Raw genomic sequence first — 13,813 nt, 5'->3', positions numbered from 1 at the left:
GGCTATGGATCACAGGAGAGGAAGCGATCGGCGGATCGCCTGTTCCGATAAAAGGCCGATCGCCTAACCAGGGTTACAGCCTACGTCCCGCAATAGGTGGCCATGACGCGTTCGTTCGGCCGGGGCGGCTGCGCATAATGCGCCAATGCGGGTTGGTCATCATAGGGGCGAGCAAGCAATTCCAGCATTTCCTCGAACGGCCCGAAATCCTGGTCGTCCACCGCCGCCCGGATCATCGCTTCGACCCGATGGTTGCGCGGGATGAAGGCGGGGTTCACCGCCTCCATGGCAGCGCGGCGGGCGGCAGGGCGCTGCGCATCCGTCAGCCGCTCCCGCCAGCGCACCGCCCATGCGTCAAACATAGTGGGATCGATGAACAATGATCGCACCGGCTCATCTTCGCCCTCGGCCGCGAGACAGAGTTTGCGGAAGAAGAGCGTGAAGTCGACCTGATTGGCGGTCATCGCCTTGAGGATCGTACTGACGAGATCCACGTCGCCGGGCAGAACATCGTCTAGACCCAGTTTGCGCGCGAGTCCGCCATGATAGGCCTGCTCGAAACGCGGCCCGAAAGCGGCGAGCGCTTCCTGCGCCTCGTCTATCGCTGCATCCTCGTCTTCGGCGAGCAGGGGCAACAGCGTCTCGGCGAGGCGTGTCAGGTTCCACTGCGCAATCGTCGGCTGGTTGCCATAAGCGTAACGCCCATTCTCGTCGATCGAGCTGAACACCGTCGCCGGATCATATATGTCCATGAACGCGCACGGGCCGTAATCGATAGTCTCCCCGGCGACGGACATATTGTCGGTGTTCATCACGCCGTGGATGAACCCGACGAGCAACCAGCCCGCGACCAGATCGGCCTGCGCGGCGATTACTTGGTCGAGCAACGCGCGATAGGGCCGCTGCGCACCGGCTGCCGCGGGATAATGCCGGGCGATCACATGATCGGCCAGCAGGCGGATTGCGTCCACGTCGCCCCGCGCAGCGAAGAACTGAAACGTGCCCACGCGGATATGGCTGGATGCAACGCGCAATATCGCGGCTCCGGGCAGCATGGTCTCACGCCTGATCGAGTCGCCGGTAAGCAGTGCAGCGAGCGCGCGGGTGGTAGAAATGCCAAGTGCGGCCATGGCTTCGCTGACCAGATATTCGCGCAAGACGGGTCCGAGCGCCGCGCGACCATCGCCGCCACGCGAAAAGGGCGTTCGGCCCGCGCCCTTGAGTTGAATATCGCGCCGTTGTCCGTCCGGGGCGATGATCTCGCCCAGCAGAACCGCGCGGCCGTCGCCGAGTTGTGGCACGAAATTGCCGAACTGATGCCCGGCATAGGCAAGCGCGACAGGCTCCGACCCTTCGGCGATGTGCTGGCCCGATAGGAAGCCGATGCCTGCCGGACTTTGGAGCCAGTCGAGATCAAGCCCCATCTCGCTTGCGAGCTGATGGTTAAGCCGGATCAGCGCCGGCGCGGGAAAGCGGGCTGGCAGAACAGGTTCGTAAAAGCGCGCCGGCAGTCGCGCATAGCTGTTGTCAAAGGAAAGCATCAGTCTCCAACCGTCGGGAAGCCGCAAGTTTCCCTCATTGCCCAGCCTTGCACCGTCGGCAACAGCTATGGGTGGCAATGTCGGAAAACGCGTTCGGCCACGCTCGACACCATTCACGATGCGGCGTGGCGTCCGACGATCGAAACATCATGACCGCCCGGCGCGCAGGATTGGCCTGCGCCCTGTGCCGGTGTCAGTCCATCGTTTGCAAAACGAACGCACTCGCCTGATAGCGCGCCGCCATTTCGCCATGAGCGGCTACCGCCGCAGGATGCGCGCCCCTCGCGATAGCGGCCTTGACCTTGGCCGTCTCCTGCTGCGCCCGACTGGCGAAATAACTGGCATCCTCTTGCTGTCGCATGGCCTGCGGACCCCATCATCGCTTACATGACAATGTGACCAGGGCTGGCGTGATTTTCCCCAAAAAATGTTAAGCGCCAGGCGCAGCAACTTACTTATGTTTAGCCGCCGCGCTTTTTTCTTTGGCTCAGGTCAGCGCAATATCCAGGATCATCATCAGACATAGCCCGGCGATCAGGCCGATATGCGGACCGCTGGACGGATCGTCTCCGAGGTCGGGTATGATCTGCGTCACAATGACGCTGATCATCGCGCCCGCAGCGATGCACAGCGCCCATGGAAGCAGAGGCGTAAAATGCGCGACGAGAAGCGCACCAGCAGTTCCGGCTATCGGTTCCACCAGTCCCGAAAGCAGCGCACCCAGAAACGCTACCCCCGGCGGATAGCGCAAGGCGAGCGCGCCCCCGACCGCAAAGCCTTCCGGTATATTCTGAATGCCGATCCCGAACGCGGTGGCGGTCCCCTCGGTATATGCGCCCTCGGCGAAGCTTACGCCAACGGCGAGCCCTTCGGGTAAATTGTGCAGCGTGATGGCCAACACGAACAGCCAGAGACGTCGATCGAAGGGATTTCGATCCGGCGACGCGATCGCGTCGGGCTGAGGCAAAAGGCGGCTGAGCATTATGATCATCACCGCGCCGAGGATGACGGACCCAGCGACCACCAACGCTGCATGCCATTTATCCGCGCCATGCTGATGCAGATGCGCCAGCGCTGGAATGATGAGCGAAAAAAAAGACGCGGCGAGCATGACGCCCGCCGCGAATCCCAGCATTATGCCCTGATAACGTTGCGCCGACCGGCCGATGCCCAGGATCGGCAAAGCGCCCACCGCCGTTGCCAGACCCGCCAGAAGACTCCCAAGCGATCCGGCGAGCGCCGGTGTCCAGGACAGGCTCAATGGCTTGACCGCTCACCACGGCTTCCCGTGGTCGGACCCTCCCCGACCCCATGCAGCAGCATGGTTCCGGGAAGGGTGACCAACGGGGCAACGCTATCATCGTCCATGATGCAGTTTAGGCTTTCGTTTGCGCCAGGGCCATTTTTTTGGCTTCGGGCATATCTGCCGCGCCACCCATATCCTCGTCACTCAACTTGCCGGCACCGGGCCCGCCGCCAAGATCCGCACCCGTCACCGGCGTGGCTTTAGGATCGGACGCCAGCCGCTTGGCCATAGCGGCATAGTCCTTCACCTCCGCCTTGCTCAAGGTAACCGTGGCGTCGCCGTCTCCACCATCGAGCGGCAGATTACCCTCGATATCGTCGAGACGCTCCCACTGGTCGCCCTCGTTCCAAGGACCAGTCGTGTCACCCTCGCCCTGCGACGTATTGACATAAAGATTGGCGTAGGCCGCAAGACCAGGCAACTTGCCGGGCGGAAAATTGTCCTTGATCGAATAAAGTGCTTTTTCGAAGCTCTTCTGATGCGCCACTTCGCGCGTCATGAGAAAACCGAGGGCATCCTTGATGCCTGGATCATCGGTAATGTTGATCAGGCGTTCGTACACGATCTTGGCTCGGCTTTCGGCAGCGATGTTCGAACGCAGATCGCACACGGGGTCGCCGCGGGTATCGACATAAGCGGCCGTCCATGGAACCCCGGAACTGTTGGTCAGCGCAGGGCCGCCCCCGTACAGGATCGCCTGCGTATGGCTGTTGCCGCCCGCATTGATCGACATATAGAGGTCCGCTTCCTCCATCGTCGCTTCGGTTAACGCGCTCTTGGCACCCTTGTTGAGCATGGCGACGATCGAACCGATCACTTCGAGATGGCTCAATTCCTCGGTCGCGATGTCCAACAGCATATCCTTGCGGCCCGGATCAGCCTCACCAAGGCCCTGCGTAAAATAGCGCATGGCCGCAGCGAGTTCCCCGTCGGGTCCGCCAAATTGTTCGAGGAGCAGAGACGCCAGAGCTGGATTGGGTTCCGACACACGTACAGTATATTGCAGTCGCTTATTATGCATGAACATGGTCATGTCGCCTTTCTAGCAAGATGATCGGTTTGATGGGCGAGGAGGATTTGGCGGTTTGTCCATCCATGGAGGTCGCGACCTCGCCAGTGGATATGTGAGGAAGGCCCGACAGCCCCTGGCGTTCCCGCGATTGCGTCTTGCCACTAACCTAGCTTAGGGCTTCGTCACTGATGTAAGAGCCGGAGCGGTTATCCACCTGACGCAAAGCTTCGAGCACGCCGGCAGATTGTCTGTCGAACGTGTAGGCACTCCACTCAGCGTTGCCGACGACCCAGATAAAGATAGGCCGGATCAAATTCGGCGATGCGCCGCAATATTGCCAGATCAAGCAGTTTCACCCTGCCCCGGCGGAAATCCACGGCATTTTGTTCACGCAGTTCCTTGAGCGTCCGGTTCACGTGGACGGACGTCAGCCCCAGGCACTCGGCCATTTCGATCTGGGTAACCGGAAAATCATAGCCGGAATCGTCGGCGAGGCCCACCAGCCCCAGGCGGACGTGGAGTTCGCAAAAAAAGTTCGCGGTGCGCGATAGGGCGGATCGCCGTCCAAGCGACAATTCCCACTCGCGATGAATGGCGGCGTCGAGATTGGTGCCAAACCAATAGACGCGGGTGAGATGCGGAAATTCCTCCGTTATCGCGCGCAACCGCTCATGGGGGACCAGTGCCACCCGGCATGGTGTCAATGTCATGATATTATGATCGAGATGCTTCAGCGTGAAGCTGTGAAGATCAACAAAGTCGCCCGGGACGTGAATCTCGCAGATCTGCCGTTCGCCGTTCCGCAAATCCTTGTATCGGCACATCAGTCCATCCAGCAAAAGCGTGGAATGGATCAGTTCTTCGCAGCGCCTGATGACTGTCAGGTCGGCGGGATAATCTTTCACGACCGATATGGCGGAGGCGATGGCCTGTTCTTCCTGCGCACTTACGTCATCGCGCGCGCGCAACTTCATAAGATGCCGGTCGATCATGAATTTCCCTTCGCCAGATGCAATTCTATCGCGCTGGAAAAAGATATGACGGCCAGAATTGTCTGCACGTCGTCGACGATATCGATATGGCCGCGCAGGTCCATATGCCCCGCCCTGACCTCTTCGCTCAGAACGTCGCGGATGGAGTCGATGGCCAGCCGCGTCGCCGACTCCAGATCCGGCAACTCCGTTCCTTCGTAGTCGCGTACAAAGCCGATCCGATTGTGCAAATGCAGATAAAAGCGCGTCATCGATGAAATGTCCCGGACAAATAAGGGGCTATGAGAAATAGACGGCTCTCAAAGGCGCTGTGTCACGCATTATCGGCCCGGTGGATCGTGCGGTGCGGGTGCAGTCACCGGGCGGAAAGCCTCTCTATCTTCGGGCGCTATCGCCCCGGTCGGATCCGGGCGGAAATGCTCGTCGGCCCGTGCCTTTCCGTCGGGATGCTCGTCGACCAGCAAATCCACCGGGACATGGCCCTGCTGGCTGACTTTATCGGGCGCGGAGTGATCAGATGCACCCGTCGACTTGTCGTTAAGCGCGACGGAATGGCCTTTTGACCCCTTCTGCAATTTTCCTCCAATAAAAGCGGCCCCTCCAAAAAGCAGCAATGTACGGATCATCTGACTGGCTCCTCTCCGGCTAGCGGTTCGCATCTTGAAGCGCCCGAACCCCACCTTCGTTCCGAACGCCGACTAGGGGCGCCTCCACGCCGCAAGGGCCGCGTGCCTCGACTATCTCGATCACCGGCCAAGATTTTTTTGGAAATGAACATAGGTGAATTTATTTCACGGCGCGGTCGATAAGATGAGCGCGGGTGGGGGTAACAGGGAACGCCCATGTTGAGCCAGATCGCGCCGAACACAAATCTCGTCTTCTTCCGACCGCACGAATTTCTCGCCCGGGAAAATATCATGGCGGACAGCCTCTTCCAGATTCAGGAAGGATGGGCCTGCCGGTACAGAATGCTTGCCGATGGTCGTCGGCAGATAACAGCGCTGTACCTGCCCGGCGACTATTGCGAACCGCAATGGGCACTCGGCCGCCCGCCGTCCCAACCGGTCGTGGCATTGACCATCGTGCGCGCGCTCAAATCCCCCTGCCGCCTCCCCCTGGGCGCGTCCCTCGACAGCCCGCACGGTTTCTGGAAAAGCTTCGCCGACAGCTGCGAGCGCCAGTCCAACTGGCTCGTCACATTGGGCCGCAAGACAGCGATGGAGCGGCTGGCCCATCTCCTGCTCGAACTGTTCGAGCGGATGCGGCAATCGGGCCTCGCCTATGGGCAGCAATGCGCCCTCCCGCTGACCCAACTGGATATTGCCGATATGACGGGCCTGACGCCGGTTCATGTCAACCGCACCTTGCAGGCGATGCGCGCGAAAGGTCTGGTGGAGTTGCAATCCAAATGGCTCCGCATTCCCGATCTCGCCGCCTTGCGGGAACTGGCCGCTCTGGGCACTGTCGAGACTTTCGCCTGAACGTACCCGACCCCACCCGCGAACGTACAAGTGGGCAATGCCCGAGCCTTTCCCACCAATAGATGAAACTTTCTCAATCGAACGATCAATAGCTTTGCATTCCCTCGTTTCACGATAGGAAGCGGTCATTATCGAGAGGAAAGCTTCATTCATGGACTATCGCACGCTCGGCCGCACGGACCTCAAGGTCAGCCTGATCTGCCTTGGGACGATGACCTGGGGGTCGCAGAACAGTGAGGCGGAAGCGCATGCGCAGCTAAATTATGCGGTCGATCAGGGCGTGAACTTCATCGACACGGCCGAAGCCTATCCGGTCACGCCCGTCAGTCGCGAAACGCAGGGTAAGACGGAAGAGTATATCGGTAGCTGGATCGCCGGGCGGAAGCGACGCGACGACATCATCCTGGCGACGAAAGTGGCAGGCCCCTCGCGAGACCCGGTGCGCGAGTTTCGCGGGGGCAATAACCGGCTGGATCGCCGCAACATCGAGCAGGCGGTCGACGACAGCCTCCGGCGCCTGCAAACCGACTATATCGATCTGTACCAAATCCACTGGCCGGACCGGCCGGTGCCTTCCTTCGGCACGCGCGGTCTCAGCCCTATAAGCGACCGGCCGGAAACCGTGCCGATCGAAGAGACGCTGGACGCACTCGCCGATCTCGTAAAGGCGGGCAAGGTGCGCCATATCGGCGTATCGAACGACACACCGTGGGGCGTGTCGGAATATCTGAGATTTTCGAGCGACAAGAGGTTGCCGCGCATCGCCGCGATCCAGAACGCCTATAACTTGCTCAACCGCACGTTCGAACTTGGACTGTCTGAATTCTCGTTGCGCGAGGATGTTGGCCTGCTGGCCTATTCGCCGCTGGCGGGCGGCAACTTGTCGGGTAAATATCTGGGCGGCGTCGTGCCGCCGGGCTCGCGGCGCGACGTCGCCAAACAGTTCGTGCGCTACGACTTGCCTGGACAAGCGCCCGCCAGCGCACGCTATGTCGCGATCGCAGCTGCCCATGGCCTCGATCCCTCGCAACTCGCGCTCGCCTATGTGAACAGTCGACCTTTCGTAACGGCGACCATTATCGGTGCGACCTCGATGGAGCAGCTACGGATCGACATCGCCAGCGTCGATGTCGCACTCGATAACGATGTGCTGGCGGCGATCGAGGCGGTCCATCGCGACATTCCCGACCCCTGCCCCTGACGGACGCTCGCTCTCACAACGCCCGCGGACTTGCCACCAGCCGCCGGGGCTTTCACTATGTCCCTGGCCGTTCCGGCGAGAACGGGCGAACGGGGGCATAATGTCACAGGCAACACGGATTCTGGTCGCGCTGGTTGCGGGTTTGCTGATCGGTATCCTCGCGAGCCTTGTCAGTCCAAAGCTCGCGCTCGACGCCACCATGATCACCCAGCCGATCGGATCGGCCTGGCTGCACGGACTGCAAATGGTCATCGTACCGCTGATCATCGGGCTGCTCGTCACCGGGGTGGCGGCCGCCGCCAATGCTGCCCGCGCCGGGGCAATCGCGCTGCGCTCGATGATCGCCTTCATCGCTATATTATGGACGGTGACGGTCATGTCGGCATTGCTCGTCCCAGTTTTGCTGGATCTGTGGCCCCTGCCCGCCGCATGGGCGCAGGCGATCCGGACCGGCCTTACCGGCAACGCGGCCGTCGGCAATGTTCCGTCGATTGCCGCCTTCTTCGACAGCATCGTTCCGCAAAATATCGTCGCGGCGGCGTCCGGCGACGCCTTTCTGCCACTGACCGTCTTCGGGTTGACCTTCGCATTCGCAGTCGCCAACTTGCCCGCCGATCAGCGTGACCGGCTGACGGCACTGTTTCAGGCGCTGACCGACGCCATGCTCATCATCATCGGCTGGGTGCTGAAACTGGCGCCGATCGGGGTCTCCGCGCTTGCCTATGGCGTCGGTGCAAGAACGGGGGCATCGGCTTTCGGTGCGCTCATCCATTATATCATAATCGTCTCGTCGGTCGGCATCGTCGTGCTGCTGGCCGGCTATATGGTGGGGGCCGTCGCCGGGCGCGTTTCGGTGCTGCGCTTCGCCCGCGCCGCCGCCCCTGCTCAGGCGGTCGCGATCAGTACCCAATCCTCTCTCGCCTCGCTCCCCGCGATGCTCGAAGCTTCGGCGAGACTGGGCGCGCGCCCGGCGACGGCAGGAATCGTGCTGCCGATCGCGGTCGCGGTCTTTCGAGCGACCAGCCCGGCGATGAACCTGGCGGTCGCGCTCTATGTCGCCCATCTTGTGAACGTGCCGATCGGACCCGCGCAGATCATCGCGGGCGTTTGCACGGCGGCGATCACCACCATGGGTTCGATCAGCCTGCCCGGCACGATCAGTTTCATCGCCTCCGTCGCGCCCGTTGCGCTGGCCATGGGTGTGCCGATCGAGGCGCTGGGCCTGTTGATCGCGGTCGAAACCATCCCGGACATTTTCCGCACGGTGGGCAATGTGACGATGGACATTGCGGTCACCATCGGGGTCGCGAAGCGGACGCCGGTGGAAATCACCTAAAACGCATTGCCCGCAGCGATGAAAGCGTCTTCCTCGGTCTCGGGCAGTGGCGGCTCTACCGGCTTGTCGCAGCCCACCTTCGCCATGTGCCGGCGCAGCGCGTCCATACTGCCGATGCCCCAGCGCGCGAGCGGCACGCCCAGCGGCCGGAATTCGGCACGGTCGAACAATTCGACCACATAGTCCTCGCACAATCTGTCGACCTGATCGAGGGTCAACATGCCGAGATTCATTACCATCGGCCGGCCCGGCATGCCCTCGCGCCCTCGCACCAGGTCGGTCACGAACAACCCCCCGCGAGGATCGATCAGGACGACATCCGCATCTGATGCGTCGATCATCCGGTGACTCGCCGCATAGGGGGCGACGAACATATGCGTGCGCCAGATCAGATAGGCCGCGCTCAGCAGCGTGATCGCCATGCCGATGAAGATGGGACGCATCGCCACCGGCCGCAGTCGCGCCCAGCCAAGCCCGGCGAGCAGACAGAAGGGGCCGATAAAGCCATGGGCGTAGCGATAGCCCCAGCCATAGCCCTGCGCCAATGCCAGCGCGCATCCCGTCAGACATCCGAGCGCCAGCGGCAACCCGATCTCATGACCCTGCAGAGCGCTTTTCCAGCGCATGGCCGCTACGCTGAGCATGGCAAGCGGCACCATCAGCACATTGTTCCAGGCAAACAGCCGCGTGAGATTGACCAGCGGCTGCCATCGGTCGCCCAGCCGATCGAACAGACTGCCGACTTTTTCTGTAACGCCGGCTGACGGGCGGACATCCATCGGCGGCCCCAGCGCGTGCAGCAGAAAGCCGGGCCACCATTTCGCCCAGACAAAAACGATCAGCACCAGGGTCAGGGCATGAAAGGCAGCGACGCCCCAGCGGCGGTTCAGCAACATCCACAGGATGAACGGGCCGATGAAGATGGGCGGAAAATGCCATTGATGAAGCCCGGCCGCCGCGAGTGCCACGATGCCCGCGGTAATGTGCCCCAGCCAGCCACCCCGCAATATCAGCGCCAGCCAGATCATGTTGAGCGCAAAATGACCCGTCATCGCATAGGGCGTCATCGCCGTCACCCAGAGCTGGGTCGACGATAATGCCAGCAGCATCGTCACCCACACCGCATCCGGGCGATCGGGAAACAGGCGCAACGCAACGCGCCACAAGGCCAGCAGCCCCGCCATGAGCAAGGCTGGTCCGGCAAGATTGGGATCGCCCAGCCGCCAGAACACAGCCTGGATCGCACTGTTCACCGGCAGATAGGCCGCGGCCCAATAATCCGCTGCGCCGAAGGGCGAGAAAAATTCCGGCATGATCGCTCGCCGATAGGGTTCCCACTGCACGGGAATCGGCCGCGCGAACAGTCCCTCGCGCATATAGGCGGCAGCGAAACGAGCGACTTCTTCGTCGCGAGACACGGCATAATTTTGGAACAGCGCATAATGGCCCGCCCAGGCGACAAGCCCGAACAGCACGACCAGCGGCACGATCACCCTGGCGCGCGGCTGCGGCATATGCCATCCCGCACCTTCGGCAAGAGGCGCCGCCAGCGCGAGCAGCAGCAAAGCGATCAGCAGGGCCGGGAAATCCTGATCGAGAAACAGGATCACCGGCAGGCTGATCCCTTGGCGGTAGGTTACATGCCAAAGGAATGTCGCGCCCAGCCACAGGGCGAGGCCGACCGCGCCGCCCAGGAACAACCGGCGCGCGTCGACGATGCGGCCCGTCCCGCTCATCACGCTTCCGTCGGCAGCAAGGCCCGATTGACGAAGATGCCGTCCATCTCGATGAGCCGGGGGAAGTGCCCTTTATTATTGGCGAAAAAGGCGGACGGCGAGAAGTCCCGCTCGTCGAGCCAGGCGATCATCGCTCGATAGTCGATGCTGCCCTCATAAATGGGGCGCACGCCAAGCTCCGTCTGCACGCCGCACATTTCCTGCAAAACTTCGCCTGCGCCTTGGCACACGGACAGATCATGGCCCTGCGTGTCCATCTTGAGGAAAGGCCGGGCAAAGCCATGAACCCCACGCAATTCAGGCAATAGCCCGTCCATCCGCCGGCACTGCATCTCTACCGTCCGCGCGACCATGTTGCGCTCGGCGAAGATCGCATCCTGTCCCGTCGCAGGGTGTTCGAGCGAGCTGAACTGGTCGGCGGCCATGATGTTGAAGCTCGCCATTCCATCGAAATCCGACAACGCGAGGTTGAACACATGCCAGCTTGGATCGCGGGCCGCCCGGCGAGTGAGCTGGGCGAAGATTTCAGGGTTCGGCTCGAATGACAGGATCGTACCGGCGAAGCGCGCATCGATCCGCAGGCTCGTCGCATATTGGCCGCGATTGGCGCCGACATCGAACACGCAATCGACCTCGAAAGCGGTGAGAAACCGGCGCAGCGCCAGGATTTCAGGATATTGATGCGCGCGCCCGCTTACCGCCAGCCGCAGCGCCAGCCATCGATCCGAAAGCTCGCGGATATAGCGGCTCATATGCGCGCTGCGAGCGTGGCGCGATAAATGTCGATCGTCCGCACGGCCATCTCGTTCCAGTCACCCAGTTCCTCACCAAAGGCGCGCGCGCGCGCGCCCGCCGTCCGCCTGATGGCCGCGCTTTCGATCAGCGGCAAGAGGGCTTGGGCCAATGCGGGCGCATTTCCTGCGGGCACCCGTGCGAAGACATCCTCGGGCAAGGTGGCGAACATCCCGGCGTCCGAAGTAACCATCGCCTTGCCATGATGCAGCGCCGAGAGAAATGCGCCGCTGGAATCGATCTGGCGATAGGGGAAAAGGAGGATATTCGCCTTTGCCAAATGCGCATCGAGCCGCTGTTCCCGCAGGAAGCCCAGATCGATGATCAGGCGATCGCCAAACCCCGCTTGTTCGATCTGCGCAATCATCGGCGTGACATCCATGAACGGCTTGCCAGCGAGCGCCAGCTCGAAACGATGCCCCGCTCGCCACAATGAAAGACAGGCCTCGACCAGCAGGTCGACGCCCTTATACGGCCGGATCGTCCCGAAGAAGAGCAGTCGGGGCACGGCAGGATCGGGCACTTCGGACAGGTCGGCCGGTGTGGCCGCCGCCAGACGCATCGGCGGATGCGGCGCCATATGGATGCGATCGATGCCTACGCCCTGCGCGATCAGCGCGGCGCGCGTCGTTTCGCCATGGACGATCAGCGCATCGAACCGGTCGAGCAGCGCCCGGTAACCCCGCCCCTGCACCCCGGCGTCCGCATGGTACGCATCGGCATTATGGACGGTGTGGACGAGCGCCGTGCGCCCGCGGAGCCGGCGCAGCAACATCCGATCAGCCGGCGCCAGCGGCAGCCACTGGACATGCACGATATCGGCCGCCAGCAGCGGGCCCAGGTCACCCAGCGCGCAAGTCACACCATATTCGGCGGCCTTCAATATCCTGAATGCTGGCCCCTCGCCGATTCGGGCGCGCAGCGCTTCGCTGTGGCGGAAGAAGCGCTGCGTATAATCATAGGCTACGGGGCTGATCGCGTCGGTCGGACGCATGGGCCGCCCGAGCAGCGTCACCTCCGCCCCCGCAGCGCTCAGCGCCGCGCAAAGACTGTCGTCATAGCGGCCGGTGAAGAGCGAAGGATCGACCATCGCGACCTTCACGACGCGTGTCCGATGTCGATCAGGCGGCGCAGGGACATGCCATGCAAGACCGCCGCGCACAGGAAAGTGGCGGCGTAGAATAGCAGGAAGCCGAAATCAAAACGCGCGGGCAGCAGCAACTGCGCGAGCGGAACGCTGAGTAATGTTCCCGCGAACAGGGGCAGAGAGCGGCCGAGCAGATGACCAAAGCGGCCGAGCGCACCCTGCACATAGACCGAAACGCAGATGACCGAGAGCGCGAGCAGGGCCAGGCCGATGAGCAGCAGATCCGCCATATCGATGGCGGCGCGCCGGTCGAACAGCCGCGCGAACAGCCATTGCCCCGTAAGCAGCAGCAGGCCTGTTCCGATAATGGCAAAGAGCAAGGCGACTATCAGCGCACGCATGATAAGTTGCTTCAAGCGCGCGGCATCCTTGGCATGATAGGCACGGGTGATCCGGGGCAAGGCGGCTTCCACGGTCGCGCGTACCAGCATGGAAAGCGCTCGCGCCATTTTGAAGAAGAAATCGAACAACAGCATGGGCCGCGCATCGTGCGTCGCCAGCGCGATCGTGAAATAGGGCGCGTTATAGGCGACGATATCGGAAATCGTGAAAGCGGCGGACGACCCGACGTCGCGCAAATAATGGGTTCGCACATGGCCGCCGCCGGCGCGAAACGCGAACCAGTGCGCGCGCGTCATGCCCAGCCTGCGATGCACCAGTCCGATCGCATAGCCGATGACGGCCATGCTGGCCGCCAGTTGCAGCGCCACCGACAGGCGCGGATCGAGCCCGCTCAGGATCGACAACAGCAGCACGATCGTCACGACCCGACGCAGACAATCCAGCGCTTCCCACAGGAAATTGCCCTCGATCGCGGCTAGCGCTCGCTTGGCCAGCAAAGCGGGCAGATTGAGGCAGGCAGAGAGGAAAAAGAGAAGGAATAGCAGCGGCATAGCCGTATGCAGCCAGCCTGCCAAAAAGGCGATCAGGATGATCGTTACGCCGATCGCGATCAGCAGCCCCAGGAACAGGAACAGGACGCCCATTTCCTCCAGACGAAAGCCGCCTGCTTCGCTTTCCTCCCTATTGCCCAGCCAGTGGCGGCGCAGCCGCGCATAGATGATGCTCGTGAGGCCGAACTCGGCCGAAATCGTGAAATTGCCGAACGCGACGAGCAGCAGAAATGCCTGAAATTCGCGCAGCGGCAGGATGCGGACGAAAACATAGGTGACTGCAAAGCCCCAGATCAGGACGAGCCCGACATTGGCGAGCTTGACCAGCGCGAGAATGCGCGCCGAGCCCTCGATGCGCGCGAGCAGCGATCCTGCC

Annotated in this window: 14 protein-coding genes; 3 read left to right on the top strand and 11 right to left on the bottom strand. The window is 62.1% G+C overall.

Annotation, left to right across the window (positions count from 1 at the left end):
* Window positions 1-80: 80 nt before the first annotated feature.
* The 7 genes from WG907_RS11255 to WG907_RS11225 form a co-directional block, all read right to left on the bottom strand.
* Window positions 81-1,541 (bottom strand): protein adenylyltransferase SelO, encoded by a 1,461-nt coding sequence (locus WG907_RS11255; protein ID WP_340232860.1) that lies wholly within the window; start codon window positions 1,539-1,541, stop codon window positions 81-83.
* A gap of 193 nt (window positions 1,542-1,734) precedes the next feature.
* On the bottom strand, window positions 1,735-1,902 hold the full coding sequence (locus WG907_RS11250; protein ID WP_340232859.1) for a hypothetical protein: 168 nt from the start codon (window positions 1,900-1,902) through the stop codon (window positions 1,735-1,737).
* 126 nt (window positions 1,903-2,028) lie between these two features.
* Window positions 2,029-2,802 carry a ZIP family metal transporter gene (locus WG907_RS11245; RefSeq protein ID WP_340232858.1) on the bottom strand — a complete coding sequence of 258 codons (774 nt, stop codon included), beginning with the start codon at window positions 2,800-2,802 and terminating at the stop codon, window positions 2,029-2,031.
* Between the two features lie 115 nt (window positions 2,803-2,917).
* Window positions 2,918-3,874, bottom strand: coding sequence for a manganese catalase family protein (locus WG907_RS11240; protein WP_340232857.1), 957 nt, complete (start codon window positions 3,872-3,874; stop codon window positions 2,918-2,920).
* Window positions 3,875-4,131: 257 nt separating this feature from the next.
* Entirely contained in the window at window positions 4,132-4,851 is a 720-nt protein-coding gene (locus WG907_RS11235; RefSeq protein ID WP_340232856.1) for a Crp/Fnr family transcriptional regulator, read from the bottom strand.
* Entirely contained in the window at window positions 4,848-5,102 is a 255-nt protein-coding gene (locus tag WG907_RS11230; protein ID WP_340232855.1) for a DUF6894 family protein, read from the bottom strand. Before WG907_RS11230 ends, WG907_RS11235 begins: the two co-directional genes overlap by 4 nt.
* Before the next feature lie 69 nt (window positions 5,103-5,171).
* Window positions 5,172-5,477 (bottom strand): hypothetical protein, encoded by a 306-nt coding sequence (locus WG907_RS11225; RefSeq protein WP_340232854.1) that lies wholly within the window; start codon window positions 5,475-5,477, stop codon window positions 5,172-5,174.
* Window positions 5,478-5,693: 216 nt separating this feature from the next.
* Between WG907_RS11225 and WG907_RS11220 the strand changes: the two genes are divergently transcribed.
* From WG907_RS11220 to WG907_RS11210, 3 genes are all read left to right on the top strand, one after another.
* Window positions 5,694-6,332, top strand: coding sequence for a Crp/Fnr family transcriptional regulator (locus WG907_RS11220; RefSeq protein WP_340232853.1), 639 nt, complete (start codon window positions 5,694-5,696; stop codon window positions 6,330-6,332).
* Between the two features lie 151 nt (window positions 6,333-6,483).
* The gene (locus tag WG907_RS11215; RefSeq protein ID WP_340232852.1) at window positions 6,484-7,533 is read left to right on the top strand and encodes an NADP(H)-dependent aldo-keto reductase; all 1,050 of its coding nucleotides are present in this window, start codon (window positions 6,484-6,486) and stop codon (window positions 7,531-7,533) included.
* Between the two features lie 100 nt (window positions 7,534-7,633).
* Entirely contained in the window at window positions 7,634-8,869 is a 1,236-nt protein-coding gene (locus WG907_RS11210; protein WP_340232851.1) for a dicarboxylate/amino acid:cation symporter, read from the top strand.
* Here the strand turns inward: WG907_RS11210 and WG907_RS11205 are convergent.
* Genes WG907_RS11205 through WG907_RS11190 form a run of 4 tightly spaced genes read right to left on the bottom strand, consistent with a single transcriptional unit; the run spans window position 8,866 to window position 13,791 of the window.
* Complete coding sequence (locus WG907_RS11205) at window positions 8,866-10,605, bottom strand: MFS transporter (protein ID WP_340232850.1); 1,740 nt, start codon at window positions 10,603-10,605, stop codon at window positions 8,866-8,868. The two genes, WG907_RS11210 and WG907_RS11205, sit on opposite strands and share 4 nt — an antisense overlap.
* Window positions 10,605-11,357, bottom strand: a complete 753-nt coding sequence (locus tag WG907_RS11200) for an FkbM family methyltransferase (RefSeq protein ID WP_340232849.1) — start codon at window positions 11,355-11,357, stop codon at window positions 10,605-10,607. The genes WG907_RS11205 and WG907_RS11200 overlap by 1 nt, the downstream gene beginning before the upstream one ends.
* Window positions 11,354-12,499, bottom strand: coding sequence for a glycosyltransferase family 4 protein (locus tag WG907_RS11195; RefSeq protein WP_340232848.1), 1,146 nt, complete (start codon window positions 12,497-12,499; stop codon window positions 11,354-11,356). Before WG907_RS11195 ends, WG907_RS11200 begins: the two co-directional genes overlap by 4 nt.
* Window positions 12,496-13,791 carry a hypothetical protein gene (locus WG907_RS11190; RefSeq protein ID WP_340233054.1) on the bottom strand — a complete coding sequence of 432 codons (1,296 nt, stop codon included), beginning with the start codon at window positions 13,789-13,791 and terminating at the stop codon, window positions 12,496-12,498. The genes WG907_RS11195 and WG907_RS11190 overlap by 4 nt, the downstream gene beginning before the upstream one ends.
* Window positions 13,792-13,813 lie beyond the last annotated feature (22 nt).

The organism is Sphingobium fluminis (genome assembly GCF_037723805.1).
Classification (GTDB): Bacteria; Pseudomonadota; Alphaproteobacteria; order Sphingomonadales; family Sphingomonadaceae; genus Sphingobium.
This window is presented reverse-complemented; position numbering and strand designations above follow the sequence as displayed.